Origin of the sequence: Streptomyces sp. NPDC050161 (genome assembly GCF_044460025.1) — a bacterium.
GTDB lineage: Bacteria > Actinomycetota > Actinomycetes > Streptomycetales > Streptomycetaceae > Streptomyces.
The window spans coordinates 49,396-71,386 of sequence record NZ_JBITJM010000003.1; the positions used below are offsets into that span (position 1 = coordinate 49,396).

Sequence of the window (21,991 nt, forward strand, 5' to 3'; positions counted from 1 at the left end):
CCTCACGCCCCGGTTTCGCCGAACCACTCCCGCAGTTCCTCCTTCATCGACCGCTGGAAAGCGGTGACCAGTGCCTGCACCACCATGGGCTGCATATGGGCGGAGAGCGACTTCATCCGTGCCATCTCCTCGGCGTCAGGAGCGCCGCCGCGGTAGGGCTCCCACACCTCGTCCTTGAAGAGCCGGCTCAGCTCGCGGGCCGCCGAGCGGGTGTGCTCGATGACGACGGTGCGTGCGGCGAGGATCGTCTCCAGGGCGATCGGCACGTCGAGCAGCCGGGTGCCCAGGTGCAGCAGCCCGGGATCCACCCGGAAGACGTCCGGGTCGTCGGTCCGCACCAGCACGCTCATGGCCGCGAGCCGGTCCAGGTCGTCCTCGGTCAGCTCCCGGCCGACCCGGCGTTCCAGCTGGTCACGGGTGGTGTCCTCGGCCTTGTCCGGGATCCAGCCGGCGACCAGCGCCCGGTGGATCGCCAGGTCCTGGGCGCTCAGGTCGGGCGGCAGCTGCCGCAGATAGCGCTCGATCGCGGACAGCGTCATGCCCTGGTGCTGGAGTTCCTCGATCAGCGCCAGCCGCGAGAGATGGCCGGGGCCGTAACGGCCGACCCGGCGCGGGCCGATCTCGGGCGGCGGCAGCAGTCCGCGCGTGCTGTAGAAGCGGATCGTGCGGACGGTGACGCCGGCGCGGGCGGCCAGTTCGTCGACCGTCAGGCCGGTGGCGGACTCCATCATGTTCAACAGTATTGCTGTCTCACCACTTCTGTGAAACCTCTCGGAGGGCCGCGGACCCGCCGCGAATCCGTGTGCCGTGGCCGTCGGCGCCCCGCTGACCGTACGGAACAGGTCACGCGATTTCCCCGTGACGGGCGAAGTGGCGGCCGGGAGGGGCCCAAATTTCGGCGTCGTCGTATGTCCGGTGCGGGATTAATGGGGTGAAAATCCCCCAAATCGCAAGTGGCGCGTAATGGATGTGATCCAGCACACAGACGGAGGGGTCCTCTTCGGGGAAGGTGTGCCGTCGACTGCCCGCGCGATCCGCGGAATCCAGTCACGTCTCCAGCACCTGCCTGAAAGCGAGATGAATCAGCAGTGACCACAGACACCGTCACGGATGAAGCGCATGGGCCACCGGACGGGGGGAGCGGGGCACGGCAGGACGCGGGGGACGCGGGATACAGCAAGGGCCTGAAGGGCCGCCACATCAACATGATCGCGATCGGTGGCGCGATCGGCACCGGCCTGTTCCTCGGCGCCGGCGGCCGGCTGCACTCCGCAGGACCCGCGCTGGCCGTCGCCTACGCCGTCTGCGGCCTCTTCGCCTTCTTCGTCGTCCGGGCGCTGGGGGAGATGGTGCTGCACCGCCCCTCCTCCGGTTCGTTCGTCTCCTACGCCAGGGAATTCCTGGGCGAGAAGGGCGCGTACGTCGCCGGCTGGATGTATGTCGTCAACTGGTCGACGACCGGCATCGCCGACATCACCGCCATCGCGCTGTACACGCACTACTGGAGCCTGTTCACCGACATCCCGCAGTGGGTGATGGCGCTGATCGCGCTCGCCGTGGTGCTGTCCGTGAACCTCATCTCCGTGAAGATCTTCGGCGAGCTGGAGTTCTGGTTCGCGATCATCAAGGTCGCCGCACTGGTGATCTTCATGTTCATCGGCATCTTCCTGCTGGCCACCCAGCACCCGGTCGGCGGGCACCCGCCGGGCCTCGACGTGCTCACCGACAACGGCGGATTCTTCCCGACCGGCATGCTGCCGGTGGTGATCGTCCTCCAGGGCGTCGTCTTCGCCTACTCCGCCGTCGAACTGGTCGGCGTGACCGCGGGCGAGACCAGCGAGCCCGAGAAGGTCGTGCCCAAGGCCGTCAACTCCATCATGTGGCGGGTGGGCGTCTTCTACGTCGGATCGGTGCTGCTGCTGACGCTGCTGCTCCCGTGGAACAAGTACACCGACGGCGAGAGCCCCTTCGTCACCGTGCTCTCCAACGTCGGAGTGCCGGCGGCGGGCGATGTGATGAACCTCGTCGTGCTGACCGCCGCCATGTCGAGCCTGAACTCCGGGCTCTACTCGACGGGCCGCATCCTGCGCTCCATGTCCATGGCGGGCTCCGCACCCAAGTTCGCCGGGCTGATGAACCGCAACCAGGTGCCGTACGGCGGCATCCTGCTCACCTCCACCGTCTGCGTACTCGGCGTGGCACTCAACTACGTCGTGCCGGGCAAGGCGTTCGAGATCGTGCTGAACATCGCGGCGCTCGGCATCATCAGCACCTGGTGCACGATCATGATCTGCCACCTGGTGTTCGTCCGCCGCGCCCAGGAGGGGCTGGTGCGAAGGCCGCGCTTCCGGCTCCCCGGCACGCCCGTCACCGACATCGTGACGATCGCCTTCCTGCTCGGCGTCATCATGCTGATGTGGTTCGACGACGGTGTCGGCCGGCAGACCGTGCTGCTGATTCCGGTCCTCGCCGTCGCGCTGGTCGTCGGCTGGTACGCGGTCCGCGGCCGGGTGCGGCGCATCGCCGAGGAGCGCGAGGCGGCGTCGTAGAGCAGCGCTCGGACGCCTGACGTACAGGGGCGGTCGCGGAGGCCGGGGAGGCGTCCGCGACCGCCCCGCGCGTGCGGGGGACCGCCGCGCTCAGCCGCCGAGCAGCGGGTAGTGGTCGGAGAGGTTGGTGTACGTGTACTGCTTGCCCCAGCTGGAGACCGTCCAGGGCGCGGACTCCTCCTTGATCACGTCATTGCGCCAACCGGCGGGCCTGGCATGGCCGTTGCGGTGCAGGACGTAGTCCAGGTCCTCGCGCGGATCGTCCGGGTAGCGGTACTTCGCGACGGAGTTCTCCTGGGTGTCGAAGGAGTACGGATGGCCCGTACGGCTGTCGGCGGGCGCCAGGTCGCCGTTGGCGAGCATCGCGTCGTACTCCGGGCCGTGCGAGTCGATGTTCATGTCACCGGCGACCATGACCTCTTCGTCGGCCGGGATGTGCCGGGCGTCCAGGAAGGCGTCCATCTCCTTGAGCTGGGCCGCGCGGTCGGCGACCGCCTCGCCCGCCTTGCAGCCCGAGTCGGTGGACTGGGTGTGCGTGCCGACCACGTGCACCTTGGCGCCGTTCACGTCCAGCACCGCATAGACGAAGCCCTTGTTGGAGAAGGCGTCCGAGCCGCAGGCGTCCTTGTAGACGTACTGCTCCTTGCGGAGGATCGGCCACTTGCTCAGCAGTGTCACCCCGCCGTCCTCCGGGGTGGCGGCGGAGTAGGCGCCGCCGGTGGCGTCCCAGCCGTCCTTGCTGCGGCCGACCACGGGGGTCTGGTGCGGGTACTGCGCCGCGGCATGGGACTTCAGGGCGTCCGACGAGGAGTTGTCGAAGGCTTCCTCCAGGACGACGACGTCGTTGCCCTGGAAGAAGTCCGCCGCCGGTATGGCTTCGGCGCGGTGGTCCTGGCCCCAGTTGGGGTAGAGGTTCTTGCTCATCAGGAAGGTGTTGTAGGTCAGGACCTTCAGATGCGGGGGCGGCGTCGCCGACGCGGTGGGGGACGCGGCGGCGGTGGCGACGACGGCGAGGGCCGCGGCGGTCGCGACGGCCCGTGGGGTGCGCAGTGCGGGGTACGACACTGAATCTCCCTGTGGGGGTGGGGACATGATCCGGCGATGCACATCAAATCAGCTGTGGTTACCTCTTGGTAACCACTCGGTGTGCACGAGATTCACGGGGCGTAGCGCTTGCCCGCGAGGCCGCGGCGGACGGCACGGAGGCGGCGACCGGACGGTCGTATCATGGAGAAACGCGAGGAATGTCGCGTGGTACGGCAAAGGCGATGACGGCGGTGCACAGCAACCCGCAACCCCCGCCACCGGGCAGCCTCCTGTGGTCGATGGCCGGGGACATCCGCACCCTGCTGACCCTGCCGGCCGTCATGACCCTTCAGATGGCGCACCCCGAGGTGAGCGCGGGCGCCGACGCCCGCGCGGTGTTCCGTACGGATCCCTGGGGGCGCGGCCGGCGGTCGCTGATCTCCTTCCAGCTGTGGGTCTACGGCGGTGAGGCGGCGGCAGCGGAGGGCCGCAGGCTGCGGCGGCTGCGCCGGGCCGTCCAGAGTGTCGACGCGCGGGGGCCGGCGCGTCACGCCCTCACGCCGGCCGCCTACGTCTGGGTGCACGCCACCGGCTACCCCGTCTTCCGGCGCGGGCGGCGCTATCTCGGCCGCCCGCTCACCGAGGCGCAGGAACGGCAGCTGTACGCGGAATGGCTCCAGGTCGGCCGGGTGCTGGGCATCAGCGACTGCGACTTGCCGCAAACCGTCGAGGAATTCTGGCCGTACTACCGCAAGGTGCTCGAAAATGACCTCGAACCGACGCCCGTGGTGCGGGGGTTGGTCGCCACGGGCCTGCCGGTCCCGGCGCCTGACGTCGGCCCGCTCCCGCTGCGGCTGCTGCTGCGGGTCGCCTGGCCCGCGGTGCGGCCCCTGTTCGTGCGCTGCCGGCGCTTCCTCGCGATCGGCCTGCTGCCGCCCGACGCGCGCCTCGCCATCGGGCTGCGGTGGAGCGACGCCCAGGAACGCCGGCTGCGGTGCTTCGGCCGGGTGGTCCGCGTGGTGGTGCCGGCGCTTCCGGAGCGGCTGCGGTACCTGCCCACGGCGCGGAGGGCCCGTCGGGCGGCTGGGGGCGGGAGGGGGCGCCTGGCGGCTTGGCGTCCTCTGAGGCGTTTCTGACGCTCCGTCACACACCCCCCACCCCCGAACCCACCCCCGCCCCCTCCCCCCGTAGGGGGGAGAGGGGGGAGGGGGCGGGGGAGCGCCGGGCGGGTGCCGAGCGGGCGGGTGCCGGGCAGGCCCCGAGCGGGCAGCCCCCGAGCCCCCGAAGGTTCTCAGGCGCACGCTCCAGCGTCTCGGGCAGGCGCCTAGCGCCCCTAGTGCGCCCCCGCCTCATGTGCGTGTACCTGGTGGGTGGCCTCGATCTGCTTCCAGGACTTGGGTTGGGCGGCCGTTGTCCGCGGTGCGCCGAGGGTCCGTTTGGTGGCGCCTGCGGCGGGCTTGGCGGGCTGGAAGAGCCAGGTGTCGAAGAAGTCGGCGAGCGGTGTGCCGGTCTTCTTCTCGGCGAACTTCACGAAGTCGGCGACGGAGGCGTTGCCGTATTTGTGCTCGGTGGGCCAGGTCTTGAGGATGTCGAAGAAGACCTTGTCGCCGATCTTGTTGCGCAGTGCCTGGATGGCCAGTGCGCCGCGGTCGTAGACGGCGTCGTCGAACTGCTTGTCCGCGCCGGGGTCGCCGGGCTTGACGGTCCAGAACGGGTCGTCGGCGGGGTGCTGGTCGTAGACGTAGTCCGCGAGTTCCTGTGCGGTGCCCTCGCCTTCCTTCTCCGACCAGAGCCACTGGCTGTAGGCGGCGAAGCCTTCGTTGACCCAGATGTCCTTCCAGTCCTTGAGCGAGACGCTGTCGCCGTACCACTGGTGGGCGAGTTCGTGGACCACGACGGAGACGTTGGCGCCGCGGTCGAATGCCTTCTTGCCGTAGAAGGGGCGGGTCTGGGTCTCCAGTGCGTATCCGGCGGGGACGTTGGGGACGTAGCCGCCGACGGCGTTGAACGGGTAGGGGCCGAAGACGCTCTCCAGCCATTCGGTGACCTCGGTGGTGCGCTCGATGCTGGCGTGTGCCGAGCCGCTGTTGGCGCCGAGGTCCTTGCTGACGGCGTTGATCACCGGCAGGCCGTTGGCGGTCTTGTCGGTGGTGATGTCGAACTTGCCGACGGCGAGGGTGGTCAGGTAGGTCGCCTGTGGCTTGTCCGAGCGCCAGTTGTAGCGGGTCCAGCCGAGTTTGGAGGTCTGTGAGGCCAGTACGCCGTTGCTGAGGGCCTGGGTTCCGTCGGGGACGGCGACGGAGATGTCGTAGGTGGCCTTGTCGGTGGGGTGGTCGTTGCTCGGGAACCACCAGACGGCGGAGTCGGGTTCCTGTGCGACCACGCCGCCGTCGGGGGTGCGGGCCCAGGCGGTGAAGCCGTCGATCTTCAGCTCGGACGGCTTGCCCGCGTAGCGCACGACGACGCTGATCCGCTTGCCCTTTTCCAGGGGGGTGGCGGGGGTGACTTCCAGTTCGTGCTTGCCGGAGGTGGCGTAGGTGGCTTTCTTGCCGTTGATCCGGATCTCGCTGACCTTCAGGCCGAAGTCCAGGTTGAAGCGGGAGAGGTCCTGGGTGGTGGTGGCGAGCAGGGTCGCCGTGCCTTCCAGGAGGTCCGTCTTCGGCTGGTACTTGAGCCGCAGGTCGTAGTGGGAAACGTCGTATCCGCCGTTTCCGCTCTCGGGGTAGTAGCTGTCGCCCGCACCCGGAGCGCCGGGGGTGAAGCTGGCCGCCGATGCCGGGATCGCCAGCAGCAGGCTGAGCGCAGCGGCGCCCGGGACGAGGAGTCTGTGACGCACGAGTCCTCCAACTCGTAGAAGAGGTGGATCTGTTCAGAGCCTATGTACTCGCCCGGGTGTCGTCATGTCCATGGCCTCATCTGACACATGACCGTCATGTGGCGCGGTGGCCTCCGGTGTACGTCGCGTACCACCGGTTTCGGCCTCGTGGGGTGCGCTGCGCCCCACTGGCCCCCTTACGCACGGGAGTTGCGGCGCGCTACCTTCCCGCCGTGACGCATCCCGCGCGGGCCACCCGCATCCCCTGGAAAGCATTCGCGCTGGCGGCGGTCGTCGCCCTGCTGGCCGCGCTGGCCGGTTCGCCGCCCGCACGGGCGGACTCCGGCGTCCCGCGTACGGCGGGCCCGCCGGGCGAGAGCAGACCCGTCTACTCCTACGACCGTGCGGTCCGCGAAACGGTCTGGGTGGACACCCGGCTGGACGGGGACGGGGACGGGCGGACCGACCGTGTCGCCGTCGACATCGTGCGCCCGAGCGAGCCCGCGCAGCAGGGCCGCAAGATCCCCGTGATCATGGATGCCAGCCCCTACTACTCCTGCTGCGGGCGCGGCAACGACAACCAGAAGAAGACCTACGACGCGCAGGGCAGGCCGGTCCTCTTCCCGCTCCATTACGACAACTACTTCGTGCCGCGCGGCTATGCGACGGTCCTCGTCGATCTGGCGGGCACCAGCCGTTCGGACGGCTGTGTGGACGTCGGCGGGCGCTCCGACATCGGCTCGGCGAAGGCGGTCGTCGACTGGCTCGGCGGCCGTGGCCGCGCCTACGACGCTCCGTCGGGCGGCGCCGCGGTCACCGCCGACTGGACCGACGGCAGTACCGGCATGATCGGCAAGAGCTGGGACGCGACCATCGCCAACGGCGTCGCGGCCACCGGAGTCAAGGGCCTCAAGACCATCGTCCCGATCGCCGGCATCTCCTCCTGGTACGACTACTACTTCTCCCGGGGAGCGCCGCTGTACGGCTCGGGGCCCGACGGGCTCGCGGACGCCGTCGAGAGTTCCGGTGCGCACCAGCGGTGCGCCGCCGTGCAGCAGAAGCTCGTCGACGGTGCCCCGCGTTCCGGGGACTGGACCGGCCTGTGGAGCGAGCGCGATTACGTTCCCGACGCGGGCAAGGTCCGCGCCAGCGTGTTCATGGTGCACGGGATGCAGGACCTCAACGTCCGTACCCAGCACGCGGGCCGGTGGTGGGACGCGCTCGCCCGGCACGGTGTGGAGCGCAAGATCTGGCTCTCGCAGACCGGTCACGTCGACCCGTTCGACTACCGGCGCCCCGAGTGGGTCCGTACCCTCCACCAGTGGTTCGACCACTACCTGATGGGCTACGACAACGGCATCGAGCGGGCGCCGATGGCGGATGTGGAACGCGCGCCCGACCAGTGGTCCACGGACGCGCACTGGCCGGCGGACGGCACGGCGGCGACCACCCTGCACCCGGGCAACGGCGGCGCGCCCGGCGTCGGCACGCTGGGGACCACGCCCGCTCCGCAGGGCGCGACGGAGAAGTTCACCGACGACCCGAAGCTGAGCGAGGAGGACTGGGCGGCGGCCATCGACCGGCCGACACCGTCCAAGGCCGGTTTCACCACCGGGAAGCTGACCGCTCCGCTGCGGCTGTCCGGCTCGGGGAAGGTGACCGTGACGGCCACGCCGACGACGGCGACCGCGCACCTCTCGGCCGTCCTGATCGACATCGGCCCGGACACCATCCGCAACTACGCCGCCTCCGGGGAAGGCATCACCACCCTGGACCGCAGCACCTGTTGGGGGCAGGGCACCAAGGGCGACACCGGCTGCTTCCGGGAGACCGCAGCCGACACCGAGAAGGTGGGGCACACCGTCTTCAGCCGTGGCTGGGCGGATCTGGGCACCTACGCCGACCCGCACAAGGGGCGTCCGCTCACCCCGGGCACGCCGTACACCCTCACCCTGGATCTGGCGGCGAGCGATCACGTCGTGCCCGCGGGGCACCGGCTCGCGCTGGTCGTGGCAGGTACGGACGCCGGGCTGATCGATCCGCCGTCCACCCGGCCGACGCTGACCCTGGACCTCGCGCGTACCTCGGCGGACCTGCCGGTGACGGGCGGCGCCCCGGCGCTCGCGCGGGCGCTCGCGGGGGCCCGTCCGGCGACCGCGGACCCCGGTGCGGGCATCGCACCGCCGCGCATGCTCAGCCGGCTGCCTCACGGACGGTGAGCCGCTCCGCACACACAATCCGCATATCACCGTACGGTCGCGTTCCCGGCGGGGGGCCGCTGCGGTGTGGTAGGGGGTGAACGGTCGGAAAAAATTGGCCAATGGAAAGGTCGACACGTGTCGGACAAAGCCAAGGAACCGGGGGACGGGGGACGTTCGCCGATCGCGGTGGACTCCTCCGGTGACCCGCACCGCACCGGCCCTCCACAGACCGACCGCGTGGTCTTCGGCGTCACCTCGCTGCTGACCCTCGCGTTCATCGTCTGGGGCGCCTCCTCCACGGAGTCGCTCAAGAACGTCTCGACAACGATGCTGCACTGGGTGATCGACAACCTCGGCTGGGCGTTCGTCATCGCCGCGTCGGGGTTCGTGGTCTTCGCGATCTGGCTCGCCGTCAGCAAGTACGGCCGGATCACGCTGGGACAGGAAGGAGAGGAACCCGAATTCCGCACGGTGTCCTGGATCGCGATGATGTTCAGCGCGGGCATGGGCATCGGCCTGATGTTCTACGGCGTCAGCGAGCCGCTGGGGCACTTCATCAACCCGCCGCCGGGCACCGACCCCGCGGACGCGGCCCAGAAGATGGACACGGCGCTGGCCACCACGCTGTTCCACTGGACGCTGCACCCCTGGGCGATCTACGCGGTCGTGGGGCTCGCCATCGCCTACAGCTGCTTCCGGCGGGGGAGGCGGCAGACGATATCGGCGGTGTTCACCCCCTTGATCGGAAGGCGGCGGGCCAACGGCTGGGGCGGCCAGGTCATCGACATCCTGGCCATCTTCGCCACCCTCTTCGGCTCCGCCGCCTCGCTGGGTCTGGGCGCGTTGCAGATCGGCAGCGGCATCAAGGTGCTGGGCTGGATGGACAGCGTCAGCACCACACTGCTGGTCGTCGTCATCACCGTGCTGACGCTCGCGTTCATCCTGTCCGCGGTCTCCGGCATCGCCAAGGGCGTCCAGATGCTGTCCAACATCAACATGGTGCTGGCGCTGATCCTGGCCGTCTTCGTCTTCGTGGTCGGACCGACCGTCCTGATCCTCAACCTGCTGCCCACGTCCATCGGTTCGTTCATCGGCGAACTGCCGCAGCTGGCCGGCCGTACGGAGGCCAGCAGCGGTGCCGATGTGGACACCTGGCTGCGCACCTGGACCGTCTTCTACTGGGCGTGGTGGATCTCCTGGACGCCCTTCGTGGGCATGTTCATCGCCCGCATCAGCCGTGGCCGGACGATCCGGCAGTTCATCGGCGGCGTCATCCTCGTGCCGAGCGTGGTCAGCCTCATCTGGTTCGCGATCTTCGGCGGGTCGGCGACGAAGCTCCAGGCCGACAAGCAGCTGAGCGGGGCCGGTACCCCCGAGGGGCAGCTCTTCGACGTGCTGCACCAGTACCCGCTCGCCACGGTCATGAGCATTCTTGTCATGATCCTGGTCGGCATCTTCTTCGTCTCCGGAGCCGATGCCGCCTCCATCGTCATGGGCACGCTGTCGCAGAAGGGCACCTTCGAGCCCAGCCGGCCCGTGGTGATCTTCTGGGGCGTGGTGACCGGCGCGGTCGCGGCGATCATGCTGCTGATCGGCGGCGGTTCGGACGACGCCCTGACGGGCCTGCAGAACCTGACGATCCTCGTCGCGGTGCCGTTCATGATCGTGATGATCGTCATGTGCTGGGCCCTGATGCGGGACCTGCGCAGCGATCCGCTGATCGTGCGCGGCCAGCGGGGCGAGGAAGCCGTCGAGATGGCCGTCATCGCCGGTCATGAGCAGTACGACGGCGACTTCGAGTTCCGGATCGGTCCTGGCGGCGAGACCACGGGCGCCACGGCCGTCGGCTCGGGCCCTGACGACGATCCCGAGGGCTCGGGGAAGCCCGGCGGCCCGGAGGACTGACGGACGGCTGGCAGACGCTGAAGGGGGACGGGCCCGTCGCGGCAGTGTCGCGGCGGGCCCGTCGCCCGGCCGCTCCGGCTACTCCGCCGGAGCCTCCCGCACCTTGCGCACCACCTCGTCCGCACATCCCCAGGCCACGGTGACGCCTGCGCCGCCGTGCCCGTAGTTGTGCACGCACCACGCGCCGCCCGGCAGCCGCTCGGCCGCCAGCCGTACCGCCGTCCTCGCCGGGCGCAGCCCCACCCGGTGCTCCAGCACCCTGGCACCGGCCAGCGCGGGGAAGCGCCGTGCGCAGCGCGCCACGATCGCCTCGGCCACCGCGGGGTCGGGCTCCCGCGACCAGGCGTGCTCGCGCGCCGTGCCGCCGAGCACCACACCGAACGGCTGCGGCAGCACGTACGTCGTGTCGGACGCGCCCCCGTCGGCCGAGACGAACCATTCCTCGATCCCCGGGTTCGCCACCACCACCAACTGGCCCTGCACCGGCTGTACTTGGGGATCGGGCACCAGCTCGCGGGCGCCGAGGCCCGAGCAGTTCACGACCGTGCCGGCTTCCTGGCCCGCTTCGGTGAGCGAGGTGAAGGGGCGGCGCTCCAGCGTCCCGCCCGCCGCCGCCAACCGCCCCTCCAGGTACCGCAGATGGGCCGGCATGTCCACCAGAGGGGTGCGGGCCCGCCATCCCGCCGTGTGCCCCGCCGGAAGCTCGTCGGGGCGGGCCCGCCGCAGGCCGGGCACGGCGTCGTGCCAGGCGGTCAGCGCATCGTCGGCGGGTGCGGTGCCGGACGTGGCGGGCTCATCGGCGACGGTCTCCGTCATCGTGCCGGTCACCATCCGGGAGCCGGTCTCCTCCGGGCGCTCGGCGAGCGCGGCCAGCACCTCGAAGCCGCGTACCGACCAGCGCACCGCCTGTTCCCGCGGCTGGATCCGGTAGGGCCAGCACAGCCCGCCGGCCACCGCCGATGTGGTGTCGTCCGCGCGGTCCCGGCTGACCACCCGCACCCGGTGTCCGTCCTCCGCCAGCGCGATGGCCGACGTGAGCCCCACCACGCCGCCACCGATGACCAGTACCTCGCTCGCATTGATCCTCATATCCGGACGCTAACCGCTGGCGCCGCGGCAGGCGAGGGAGGGCCGGGGCGGAGGGGGCGGGGGAGCGGACGGCGCCCGGTGCGCGGTGTCCGCCGTCCCCGTGACGGCCCGGGTGGGCGGCGCCCGCCACCCGTTCGTGATCTTGAGGTAACCGGCCGGCAGTGGTCCGGACAAACCCGGACCTTAGGCTGGTAGGCAGCACCGTCGGCCGATGACGCCCCTCGGATCGTGTTCCGCCCGTCCGTCCGCCGTCGTCTGAGGAGGCCCATGCCCCGCGCCCCGCGCGCCGTGCCCGCCTGGCTCGCCCACCCGTTCCGCTGGCAGCGGCTGCCCGTCCCGTGGCCCGCCGTGGCCCGCGGCGCGCTCTGCGCGGGGCCGCTGCTGGGCGCGGGCGTCGCCACCGGCCATCCCGCGCCCGGCGTGCTGGCCGGGCTCGGCTCGATGCTGGCCGGCGTCAACGACCGGCCCGGCACCCGCAGGACCGGCATCGTGCACATCGGCCTGCCCGCGCTCGCCTCCGCCCTCGGCATGCTGATGGGCGCCGCCCTCCAGACGGCAGGCGCCGGCTGGTGGCTGGTGCCCGCCCTGTTCGCCGTCGGCTTCGTCTCCGGCGCGGGCAGCGTGGCAGGTCCTGTCCGGTCCACCGCCGGAATGCAGATGCTGGCCGCCACCGTCCTCGGGGCCGGCATGCCGCTGCCAGGCGCGCCCTGGATGAAGAGCCTCTACCTGCTCGCCGGGTGCCTGTGGCTGCTGTTGCTCCGCGTGGTGCTGCGCAGCCCCCGTCCTGCGGGCGGTGCGCTGGGCGGCGAGCGGGCTGCCGTCGCCACCGTCTTCGACGCGCTGGCCGTCGCCCTGGGAGCGGCCGGCGGGCCCGGCGCCGAACCGGCCAGACGCCGGCTGACCGCGGCACTCGACCGCGCCGACGAGGCGCTGCGGCTGCGCCGGCTCACCGACCGGCTGCTGCGCCGCGCGCCCCGCCGCGACGAACTCCTGCTGGCCGAGCGGTTCGCCGCGGCCACCACCCTGTGCGAGGCGAGCGTCGCGCTCCTGTGGGAGGCACGGCCGCTGCCCGCCCGGGTCGCCGAGAGCCCCCGGAAGTTCGCCGATGCGCTGCGCACCGGCCGCCCGCCTGGCCGCCTCGCCGCCCCGGAAACCAGCTCGGCGGGCCGCGGCGCCTTCGACCGCGCGCTGCTGGACGCCGCCGTCGTCTTCGCGCGCACGGAGCCGGCCGCACCCGCCGCCCGCCCGCGGCCCCGCGCCTCGTGGCGCACCCTGGCCCGCCGGGCCCGCGGCTTCGTCGGCCGGCGCACCCGCCGTGGCCGCAACCTCCTCGGCCCCGCCGCACGGGACTACGGCCTGCGGGTCGCCGTCTGCATCGGCGCGAGCACCGCGGTGGCTCTGCTGCTGCACGCCAACCACTGGTACTGGCTCCCGGCGACCGCCACCTTCCTGGTCAAGCCGGACCTCGGCCCGCTGTTCTCGCGCACCGTCAACCGCTTCGCCGGCACCCTCGCGGGAGTCGTGGTGTTCGCGCTGGCGGCCCTGGCGCTGCCGGGACCGTGGTGGCCGCCGGTGGCGGCCGGGATCGGCGGCGCGCTGCTGCCGTTCGCCACCCGGCACTTCGCCCTCCAGACCTCCGCGATCACCTTCATGGTGCTGGCGTTCGTCTGGGTCAGCGGCGATCCGCAGGCGTCCGCCGAGCGGATCGCCGACACCGCCATCGCCTGCGGCATCGTGCTGGTCGTCGGCCACCTGCCGCGCCTGGCGGACCCGCGCCGCCGGGTCGGCCAGCGGGTCACGTCCGCGCTGCGCGCCACCGAGCGGTTCCTGCGGCACGTCCTGGCGGCCGAGCCGGGACAGGACACCGCCGAGCGGCTGGCGCTGCGCCGGGCCGCGTACCGGGCGCTCGGCGAGGCGAGGACGGCCGCGGAGACCGCCGCCGCCGAACTCCTCGCCGCCCGCGACCGCAACCCCGACTGGCTGACCGTCGTCACCGCAGCCGAACGCATCGTGGACGCGGCGACCGCCTGCGCCGTACGCCTCGACCACGGGGCGCGACGGCCGAGCGCGGCGGAGGCCGAGCGGCTGTGCGCGGCACTGTCGGCGATGGCGGACGCCCTGGGCGGGGCGGGCCGCCGGACGCCCGGTGTGCACGAGCAGGCGCTGGCACCCGTGCCCGACTGCGCGACCCTCACCGACGTGGCCGCCGAACTGGAGCGCATGCGCGGCTATGCGGGAGCGGCCTGACCTGACCTGACGGCCGCTCCCGCCCCTGCTCAGGTGCGGCGCTTGGCGTCCTTGCCGCCCAGGAGTCCGGCCCGCCGCAGCGCGTCGGCCATCGCGTCGTTGGCCGGCGCGGCCTCCCGGCCGCCGCCCCTGCGCTCGCCGCCACGCTGCTGCCCGCCACCGGACGGCCGCTGTGCGCCACCGCGTCCGCCGCCGGACCGCTGCCCGCCACCGCGCCGCTCGCCGCCGCCCGCGCCACCGCGCCGCTCGCCGCCTGCCGCGCCGCCCTTGCCCGGCTCGTCGTCGAGCCGCAGCGTCAGCGAGATCCGCTTGCGCGGGATGTCGACGTCGAGCACCTTGACCCGCACGATGTCACCGGGCTTGACGACCTCGCGCGGTTCCTTGACGAAGGTCTTCGACATCGCCGAGACATGCACCAGGCCGTCCTGGTGGACCCCCACGTCCACGAACGCCCCAAAGGCGGCGACGTTGGTCACCACGCCCTCAAGAAGCATCCCCGGCTGGAGATCGCCGATCTTCTCCACGCCCTCCTTGAAGGTCGCGGTCTTGAACACCGGACGCGGGTCGCGGCCCGGCTTCTCCAGTTCCTGGAGGATGTCGGTGACCGTCGGCAGCCCGAAGGCGTCGTCCACGAAGTCGGCGGGCCGCAGCGCGCGCAGCGCCGTGGCGTTGCCGATCAGCGAGCCGACGCCGCTGCCCGCGGCGGTGACCATCCGGCGCACGACCGGGTACGCCTCCGGGTGCACGCTCGACGCGTCCAGCGGGTCGTCGCCGTCCCGGATCCGCAGGAAGCCCGCGCACTGCTCGTACGCCTTGGGGCCGAGCCGCGCGACGTCCTTGAGTGCCTTGCGGGAGCGGAACGGGCCGTTGTTGTCGCGGTGCGCGACGATGTTCTCGGCCAGGCCCGAGCCGATGCCCGACACCCGCGAAAGCAGCGGCGCCGACGCGGTGTTGACGTCCACGCCGACACCGTTCACACAGTCCTCGACCACCGCGTCCAGCGAACGCGACAGCTTCACCTCGGACAGGTCGTGCTGGTACTGCCCGACCCCGATCGACTTCGGGTCGATCTTGACCAGCTCGGCCAGCGGGTCCTGGAGCCGCCGGGCGATGGAGACCGCGCCGCGCAGCGACACGTCGAGCTCAGGCAGCTCCTGGGAGGCGAAGGCGGACGCGGAGTACACCGAGGCGCCGGCCTCGGACACCAGCACCTTCGTCAGCTTCAGCTCCGGCTGCGCGGTGATCAGATCGGCCGCCAGCTTGTCGGTCTCGCGGGACGCGGTGCCGTTGCCGATCGCGATCAGCTCGACGTCGTGTTCCTTCGCCAGCCGCGCCAGGGTCGCCAGCGCGGCGTCCCACTTCTGCTGCGGCACATGCGGATAGATCGTCTCGGTCGCCGCCACCTTGCCGGTCGCGTCGACGACGGCGACCTTCACGCCCGTACGGAAGCCGGGGTCGAGGCCCATCGTGGCGCGTGTGCCGGCCGGCGCGGCCAGCAGCAGATCGCGCAGGTTCGACGCGAAGACCCGCACCGCCTCGTCCTCGGCCGCCTGCCGCAGCCGCAGCCGCAGATCGATCCCGAGGTGCACCTGGACCCGGGTGCGCCAGGCCCAGCGGACCGTGTCCTGGAGCCACTTGTCGGCCGGGCGGCCCTGGTTGCGGATGCCGAAGCGGTGCGCGATGGCCTGCTCGTAGGCGCTCGGCCCCTCCGTCACTGCCGACGGGTCCTCAGGCTCCAGCGCGAGATCGAGGATCTCCTCCTTCTCGCCGCGGAACATCGCGAGCACCCGGTGGGAGGGCAGCGCGGTGAACGGCTCGGCGAAGTCGAAGTAGTCGGCGAACTTCGCGCCAGGACCCTCCTTGCTGTCGCCCTTGCCCTCGCGCACCTTCGCCGCGATCCGCCCGCGCGACCACATCCGCTCGCGCAGCTCACCGATCAGGTCCGCGTCCTCACCGAACCGCTCGGTGAGGATCGCCCGCGCGCCCTCCAGGGCGGCGGCCGGGTCGGCGACCCCCTTGTCCTCGTCGACGAACGCGGCGGCGGCTGCGGCCGGTTCCACCGACGGGTCGTCCAGCAGCCCGTCGGCCAGCGGCGTCAGGCCCGCCTCCCGGGCGATCTGCGCCTTGGTGCGGCGCTTGGGCTTGTACGGGAGGTAGATGTCCTCAAGGCGTGCCTTGGACTCGGCGCCCCGGATCTGCGCTTCGAGCGCCGCGTCCAGCTTGTCCTGCGACCGTACGGACTCCAGGATCGCGGTCCGCCGCTCCTCCAGCTCCCGCAGGTAGCGCAGCCGTTCCTCCAACGCGCGCAGCTGCGCGTCGTCGAGCATCTCGGTGGCTTCCTTGCGGTAGCGCGCGATGAACGGCACGGTCGAACCGCCGTCGAGCAGTTCGACCGCGGCCTTCACCTGCCGCTCCTTGACGCCGAGCTCCCCGGCGATCCTCGCTTCGATGGTCCCGAGGGCCCCGATGGGCTCGGTGGATGCCGTCACGTTGATCCTGCCCCGCCTTCCAGCGCTTGCTTGAGCCTGCATTGTGCAGGGTCGCAGGTCGCACTGTCGCGCCGCCCGGCCAGCGGCGCCGGGGTGTGAGAAGGCGCACGCACACCCCGTGGCCGACGCGCGTCCGCGGCTACTTGCCGAACATCTCCGCCGGGAACGCCCCCGCTTCCATGGCGGCGGTGGTGAAGCCGCCCGCGAGCTCGGTGAGCCGGGCCACGCCATCGGCGCCGAGGTGCTCGTACGGCGCCCGGTCCAGCCGGTCCGTGGTGTCCTCCAGGTCCTTGCGCAGCTGCTGTCCTGCGTCGGTCAACTCGCCTTCGGCGTCCAGCAGTCCGCGGTCGCGCAGCCGCTCCTGCGCGTCCGTCCACTCCTCCTGCGACCAGCCGCGGGTCTTCATGATCCCGAGGTGGCTCATGCCGCGACCGCTGGCGTTGTGGGTGACCAGCGCCTCCAGGCCGTCCAGTTCGGCGTCGAGCAGCGCCATCAGGTGGCCGTCGCCGCGGTGTTCGCGCAGCAGGGAAGCGGCGTGCCAGTAGGCGAGGTGCGGGGCGTCCGGAACCGGCAGGTCGGCGTGCGAGGCGAACAGCGGCCTCGCGGGCCGGCTGCCCGCCTCCGCGGCCCGCAGCGCCAGCTCTGCCGCCTCGGCCATCTCGGGCGACTCCAGCACCGCGTCGCCGAGCAGCCGGCGCAGGGTGGTGTCGGCCGCGCGCAGCCGGGCCGCCAGCACGGTCTCGGGGGAGGCCACCGACCAGACGGCGGGGACGTGCCGGGAGACCAGGCGGTGGCTGAAGTTGTAGAAGGTCGCGGTGATGGTTCCGGGGCCGACCGGGCCCATGGCCGCGCCGCGCACCGCGAAGTAGCCGGCGCTGCGGCTCTCGATGCCGATCTTCGCCATCTCGTCGTGCAGGTCGGGCGAGAAGTAGTGCGTCGAGTGGAACGGGTTGATCACGTTGTGGCAGTGCCGTCCGGCGCGCGGCGGCAGCGAGGTCGCAGAGGTCATGCCGGGCAGGTTACCGACCCGTTGGTATGGCCGGGAGGCCAGGCCCGCCACCGGACGGACACCACGCCCGCCATCCGACGGGATCCAGGCCCGCCACCGGAAGCGGAGTCCCCTGCCGGGACGCGGCGATGGCAGGAAAGGTGGGAAATTCGTCATTGCCGCCATCGCCGCCACTGGCGAGGATGGAGCCATGGAGACGCGTGACGTGCTGGTCGTCCTCTACGACGATGTCCAGAGCCTTGATGTCAGCGGCCCGGTGGAGGTCTTCAGCGGTGCCAACCGGGCGGTGCCCGACGCGTACCGGATCCGCACCGCGAGCCTCGACGGCGGGCCCGTCACCACCTCCAGCGGACTGCGGCTCACCCCGGACCTCGCACTGGCCGACGCCGCCGTGCCGCACACCCTCCTGGTCCCCGGCGGCGAGGGCAGCCGCACGATCGACCCGCGGCTGACCGACTGGCTGCGGCGGCACGCCCCGCACGCGCAGCGGAAGGTCTCGGTGTGCGGCGGCGCGCTGCTGCTCGCCGAGGCGGGACTGCTGGACGGCCGCCGGGTGACGACCCACTGGGCGCTGTGCGAGAGCTTCGCCGCGCAGTACCCCGCCATCGAGGTCGCGCCCGAGCCGATCTATGTGCGGGACGGCGACGTGGTCACGTCGGCGGGCGTGACGGCCGGTATCGACCTGACGCTCGCGCTGGTGGAGGAGGACCTGGGCCGGGATCTCGCGCTGTGGATCGCCCGCCGGCTCGTCGTCTTCCTCCGGAGGCCCGGCAACCAGACCCAGTTCAGCACCCAGCTCGCGGTGCAGACGGCGGGCCGGCGACCGCTCCGCGACGTCCAGCAGTGGATCATCGACAACCCGTCCGCCGACCTGTCCGTTGACACGCTCGCCTGCCGGGCCGGCCTCTCCCCGCGGCACTTCGCCCGCGCGTTCCGCCTGGAGGTCGGCATGACACCGGGCCGCTACGTGGACCGGGTGCGCCTGGAGGCCGCGCGCCGCCGCCTGGAGGACACCGTCGACGGCATCGAGGAGGTCTCCAGGCACTGCGGCTACGGCACACCCGAGGCGATGCGCCGCGCCTTCGTCCGCGTCCTGGGCGCCGCGCCCGCCGAGTACCGCCGCCGCTTCCGGACCGCAGGACCCGCCCTCTGACCTGCGGCCCACCCCGTTTTCTCCCGCAGCCCGCCGTCACCTCGACGCGCGCGGCATCCGTCACCACCACCGACAGGACCCGCCATGCAGATCGCCATCCTGCTCTTCGACGGCTTCACCGCGCTCGACGCCGTCGGCCCGTACGAGACGCTCAGCAAGATGCCGGGTGCCGAGCTGGTCTTCACCGGCGAGCGCACCGGCACCTACCGCAACGACAGCGGCGCGCTCGGCCTCGTCGCCGACGCCACCCTGTCCGAGGTCACCGCGCCCGACATCCTCGTCGTGCCCGGCGGCCCGGGGCAGAGCGGTCAGATGGCGGACGGGCCGGTGCGCGAGTGGATCCGGGCGGTGGACGCCGGCACCACCTGGACCACGTCGGTGTGCACCGGCTCGCTGATCCTCGCCGCCGCCGGACTCCTCAAGGGCCGCCGGGCGACCTCCCACTGGCTGGCCCTCGACCAGCTGCCCGCGTACGGCGCCGAGCCGACCGGTGAACGGGTGGTGTTCGACGGCAAGTACGTCACGGCCGCCGGCGTCTCGTCCGGCATCGACATGGGGCTGAGCCTGGTGGGCCGCATCGCCGGTGACGCCGTGGCGCAGACCGTCCAGCTCCTCATCGAGTACGACCCGCAGCCGCCGTACGACGCGGGCTCCCCGCAGAAGGCCCCCGCCGGGATCACCGCGCAGCTCAGGGAATGCAGCCGGTTCCCCGGCCACGGCGAGGGGTAGCCGCTCGGTGGTCCGCCGTACGACGTGGGGTCAGTTCGCCGGCCAGGTGAAGCGCGGCGCCCTGCGCTCCAGGAAGGCGGTGGCGCCCTCGGCGATGTCGCCGCTCGCGTGCGCCACCGCCGCCCAGTGGGCGCCGCGCTCGTCGGCCTCCCCGGCGGGCACGTCCCAGGCGCCGTCCACCAGCTCCTTCGCCGCGGTCTGCGTCAGCAGCGACCGCCCGGCCAGTACGGCGGTGAACTCCGCGACCCGCTTGCCGAGTTCACCCTCGGGCAGCACCTCGTCCACCAGGCCGGTACGCAGCGCCCGCGCGCAGTCGATCAACTCGGCCGAGAAGAGCAGGTACTTGGCGGCCGAAACCCCCACCAGCCGGACCAGCCGCCGGGTGGCGGACGCCGGATAGGCGATCGCCAGCTTTGCCGGAGTCACCCCGAACAGCGCGCCCTCCTCCGCGAACCGCAGGTCACAGGCGGCTGCCAGCTGGCAGCCGCCGCCCACGCAGTAGCCGCGTACCGCCGCCAGCGTCGGCTTGGGAAAGGCGGCCAGCGCCTCCTCGGCCGCCACCGCGAGCCCCTGCGACTCCCCGGCCGTCTCCCGCAGCGCCCCGATGTCCGCCCCCGCGCAGAACGTCCCGCCCTCGCCGGTCAGCACCAGCGACCGCACGGCGCGATCGCCCGCCAACCGCTCCAGCAGCGGCGGCAGCTCCCGCCACATCTGCCCCGTCATCGCATTGCGCTTGGCGGGATTGCTGAGGGTGACGGTCGCTGTGCCGTCGCTGACATGCGTCTTCAGGCCCGGTTCCATGCCCCGGATATTAGAGCGACCGCCCGTCGGCCGGGCGGCTACGATCGCTGGTCTGATGTCAGCAACCCTCGTCGCCAAAGACCTCGCCGCCGGCCACGGCGAGCGCGTCCTGTTCTCCGGCCTTGACCTGGTCGTCGCCCCCGGCGACGTGATCGGCCTGGTCGGCGCCAACGGAGCGGGCAAGTCCACCCTGCTGCGGCTGCTCGCAGGACTGGACGCCCCGGAGGACGGCAAGCTCGCGCTGAGCCCGCCCACCGCCACCGTCGGCCACCTCCCGCAGGAACCCGACCGCCGCCCTGGCGAATCCGTCCGCGCCTTCCTCGCCCGGCGCACCGGCGTCGCCGAGGCCCAGACCGCCCTGGACGCCGCCACCCAGGCACTGGTCGACGAACGGCCGGGCGCCGACGACGCGTACGCCACCGCGCTGGAGCGCTGGCTCGCGCTGGGCGCCGCCGACCTCGACGAGCGGGCCGAGGAGACCGCGGCCCAACTGGGCCTGGCCGTCGGCCTCGACCAGCCGATGACCGCACTCTCCGGAGGCCAGGCCGCCCGCGCCTCACTGGCCTCACTCCTCCTCTCCCGTTACGACGTCTTCCTCCTCGACGAGCCGACCAACGACCTCGACCTGGACGGGCTGCGCCGCCTGGAGTCCTTCGTCGGCGGCCTGCGCGCCGGCACGGTGCTGGTCAGCCACGACCGCGAGTTCCTGACCCGCACGGTCACCCGCGTCGTCGAGCTGGACCTCGCCCAGCAGCAGGTCAACACCTTCGGCGGCGGCTACGCCTCCTACCTGGAGGAACGCGAGCGCGCCAGGCGGCACGCCCGTGAGGAGTACGAGGAGTACGCCGAGACCAAGGCGGCCCTGGAGACCCGCGCGCACACCCAGCGCAACTGGATGGAGAAGGGCGTCAAGAACGCCCGCCGCAAGGCGACGGACAACGACAAGATCGCCCGCAAGGGCCGCGTCGAGTCGACCGAGAAGCAGGCGGCCAAGGCCAAGCAGACCCAGCGCCTGATCGAGCGCCTCGACGTCGTCGAGGAGCCGCGCAAGGAGTGGGAGCTGCGGATGGAGATCGCCGCGGCGCCGCGGGCCGGCGCGGTGGTGGCCACCCTGCGCGGCGCCGAGACGCAGCGCGGCGGCTTCCGCTTCGGCCCGGTGGACCTTCAGATCGACTGGTCGGACCGGGTCGCCATCACCGGGCCCAACGGCTCGGGCAAGTCGACGCTGCTCGCCGCGCTGCTCGGCCGGCTCCCGCTCGACGCGGGACAGGCGTCGCTCGGCCCCGGCGTGGTGGTCGGCGAGGTCGACCAGGCGCGCGGCCTGTTCCTCGGCGACGCCCCGCTGATGGACGCCTTCCGGGAGTCCGTACCCGACATGGCCCCGGCCGACGTGCGGACCCTGCTGGCGAAATTCGGGCTGAAGGCGGCGCACGTACTGCGTCCCGCGCGCACCCTTTCGCCGGGGGAGCGGACCCGTGCCGCGCTGGCCCTTCTCCAGGGGCGCGGCGTCAACCTCCTCGTCCTGGACGAGCCGACCAACCACCTCGACCTGCCGGCCATCGAGCAGCTGGAGTCCGCGCTGGCGTCCTACCCGGGCACGCTGCTGCTGGTCACGCACGACCGGCGGATGCTGGACGCGGTGCACACCACCCGCAGGATCGAGGTCGCGGACGGGCGGATCACCGACCGGCCGGTGTGAGCGCCGCCGCGTGACGGGTGCCGGGTCACCGATTTGGCCCTGTGGCGGATGGCCCGTAGTGTGGGGCGAACCGACGCGGGGTGGAGCAGCTCGGTAGCTCGCTGGGCTCATAACCCAGAGGTCGCAGGTTCAAATCCTGTCCCCGCTACTCCTTACGGCAGCAGGCCCGGTGCTCAGGCACCGGGCCTGCTGCCGTCTGCGTTCCCCGAGTCCCGCCCGGTCCTCCCTCGCCCTGCCCCGTCCGCTGATTCGCGGTATACCGGGACAAAAGCGGCGGAC

General features: G+C 72.0%; 15 protein-coding genes and 1 tRNA gene. 9 read left to right on the top strand and 7 right to left on the bottom strand.

Going from position 1 to position 21,991, the window contains the following annotated elements; translation table 11 throughout:
• Nucleotides 1–2 precede the first annotated feature (2 nt).
• Nucleotides 3–731: a MerR family transcriptional regulator gene (locus tag ACIBK8_RS05960; RefSeq protein ID WP_399040348.1), complete on the bottom strand. Its 729-nt coding sequence runs from the start codon at nt 729–731 to the stop codon at nt 3–5.
• A 357-nt stretch (nt 732–1,088) separates the two neighbouring features.
• On the opposite strand from ACIBK8_RS05960, the gene ACIBK8_RS05965 reads away from it, so the two are divergent.
• Nucleotides 1,089–2,549: an amino acid permease gene (locus tag ACIBK8_RS05965; protein WP_399040349.1), complete on the top strand. Its 1,461-nt coding sequence runs from the start codon at nt 1,089–1,091 to the stop codon at nt 2,547–2,549.
• Between the two features lie 90 nt (nt 2,550–2,639).
• Here ACIBK8_RS05965 and sph read toward each other — a convergent pair whose 3' ends face one another.
• A complete protein-coding gene (gene sph, locus ACIBK8_RS05970) occupies nt 2,640–3,614 on the bottom strand; it encodes a sphingomyelin phosphodiesterase (protein WP_399040350.1) in 975 nt (324 codons plus the stop codon).
• Nucleotides 3,615–3,793: 179 nt separating this feature from the next.
• Between sph and ACIBK8_RS05975 the strand changes: the two genes are divergently transcribed.
• Nucleotides 3,794–4,711 carry an oxygenase MpaB family protein gene (locus tag ACIBK8_RS05975; RefSeq protein ID WP_399040351.1) on the top strand — a complete coding sequence of 306 codons (918 nt, stop codon included), beginning with the start codon at nt 3,794–3,796 and terminating at the stop codon, nt 4,709–4,711.
• Between the two features lie 197 nt (nt 4,712–4,908).
• Here the strand turns inward: ACIBK8_RS05975 and ACIBK8_RS05980 are convergent, their stop codons facing one another.
• Nucleotides 4,909–6,411, bottom strand: coding sequence for a M1 family metallopeptidase (locus tag ACIBK8_RS05980; RefSeq protein WP_399040353.1), 1,503 nt, complete (start codon nt 6,409–6,411; stop codon nt 4,909–4,911).
• Between the two features lie 212 nt (nt 6,412–6,623).
• Here ACIBK8_RS05980 and ACIBK8_RS05985 point away from each other — a divergent pair, with 212 nt between their 5' ends.
• Together ACIBK8_RS05985 and ACIBK8_RS05990 are read left to right on the top strand one after the other, a co-directional pair.
• Nucleotides 6,624–8,609: a Xaa-Pro dipeptidyl-peptidase gene (locus ACIBK8_RS05985; RefSeq protein WP_399040354.1), complete on the top strand. Its 1,986-nt coding sequence runs from the start codon at nt 6,624–6,626 to the stop codon at nt 8,607–8,609.
• Between the two features lie 117 nt (nt 8,610–8,726).
• Nucleotides 8,727–10,496, top strand: a complete 1,770-nt coding sequence (locus tag ACIBK8_RS05990; protein ID WP_399040355.1) for a BCCT family transporter — start codon at nt 8,727–8,729, stop codon at nt 10,494–10,496.
• Nucleotides 10,497–10,574: 78 nt separating this feature from the next.
• Here the strand turns inward: ACIBK8_RS05990 and ACIBK8_RS05995 are convergent, their stop codons facing one another.
• Nucleotides 10,575–11,585: an FAD-dependent oxidoreductase gene (locus ACIBK8_RS05995; protein ID WP_399040356.1), complete on the bottom strand. Its 1,011-nt coding sequence runs from the start codon at nt 11,583–11,585 to the stop codon at nt 10,575–10,577.
• 267 nt (nt 11,586–11,852) lie between these two features.
• Between ACIBK8_RS05995 and ACIBK8_RS06000 the strand changes: the two genes are divergently transcribed.
• A complete protein-coding gene (locus ACIBK8_RS06000) occupies nt 11,853–13,832 on the top strand; it encodes an FUSC family protein (protein ID WP_399040357.1) in 1,980 nt (659 codons plus the stop codon).
• Nucleotides 13,833–13,861: 29 nt separating this feature from the next.
• Here ACIBK8_RS06000 and ACIBK8_RS06005 read toward each other — a convergent pair whose 3' ends face one another.
• The gene (locus tag ACIBK8_RS06005) at nt 13,862–16,321 is read right to left on the bottom strand and encodes a Tex family protein (RefSeq protein WP_399040358.1); all 2,460 of its coding nucleotides are present in this window, start codon (nt 16,319–16,321) and stop codon (nt 13,862–13,864) included.
• Nucleotides 16,322–16,460: 139 nt separating this feature from the next.
• Complete coding sequence (locus tag ACIBK8_RS06010) at nt 16,461–17,330, bottom strand: hypothetical protein (protein WP_399040359.1); 870 nt, start codon at nt 17,328–17,330, stop codon at nt 16,461–16,463.
• Between the two features lie 190 nt (nt 17,331–17,520).
• Here ACIBK8_RS06010 and ACIBK8_RS06015 point away from each other — a divergent pair, with 190 nt between their 5' ends.
• Together ACIBK8_RS06015 and ACIBK8_RS06020 are read left to right on the top strand one after the other, a co-directional pair.
• Nucleotides 17,521–18,483 (top strand): GlxA family transcriptional regulator, encoded by a 963-nt coding sequence (locus ACIBK8_RS06015; RefSeq protein WP_399040360.1) that lies wholly within the window; start codon nt 17,521–17,523, stop codon nt 18,481–18,483.
• An 84-nt stretch (nt 18,484–18,567) separates the two neighbouring features.
• Complete coding sequence (locus tag ACIBK8_RS06020) at nt 18,568–19,212, top strand: DJ-1/PfpI family protein (RefSeq protein WP_399040362.1); 645 nt, start codon at nt 18,568–18,570, stop codon at nt 19,210–19,212.
• A gap of 30 nt (nt 19,213–19,242) precedes the next feature.
• Here the strand turns inward: ACIBK8_RS06020 and ACIBK8_RS06025 are convergent, their stop codons facing one another.
• Nucleotides 19,243–20,013, bottom strand: a complete 771-nt coding sequence (locus tag ACIBK8_RS06025) for an enoyl-CoA hydratase/isomerase family protein (protein ID WP_399040363.1) — start codon at nt 20,011–20,013, stop codon at nt 19,243–19,245.
• A gap of 55 nt (nt 20,014–20,068) precedes the next feature.
• On the opposite strand from ACIBK8_RS06025, the gene ACIBK8_RS06030 reads away from it, so the two are divergent.
• Both ACIBK8_RS06030 and ACIBK8_RS06035 read left to right on the top strand, forming a co-directional pair.
• Nucleotides 20,069–21,712, top strand: a complete 1,644-nt coding sequence (locus tag ACIBK8_RS06030; protein ID WP_399040364.1) for an ABC-F family ATP-binding cassette domain-containing protein — start codon at nt 20,069–20,071, stop codon at nt 21,710–21,712.
• Nucleotides 21,713–21,786: 74 nt separating this feature from the next.
• Nucleotides 21,787–21,860, top strand: a tRNA-Met gene (locus ACIBK8_RS06035).
• The last annotated feature ends 131 nt before the right edge of the window (nt 21,861–21,991 follow it).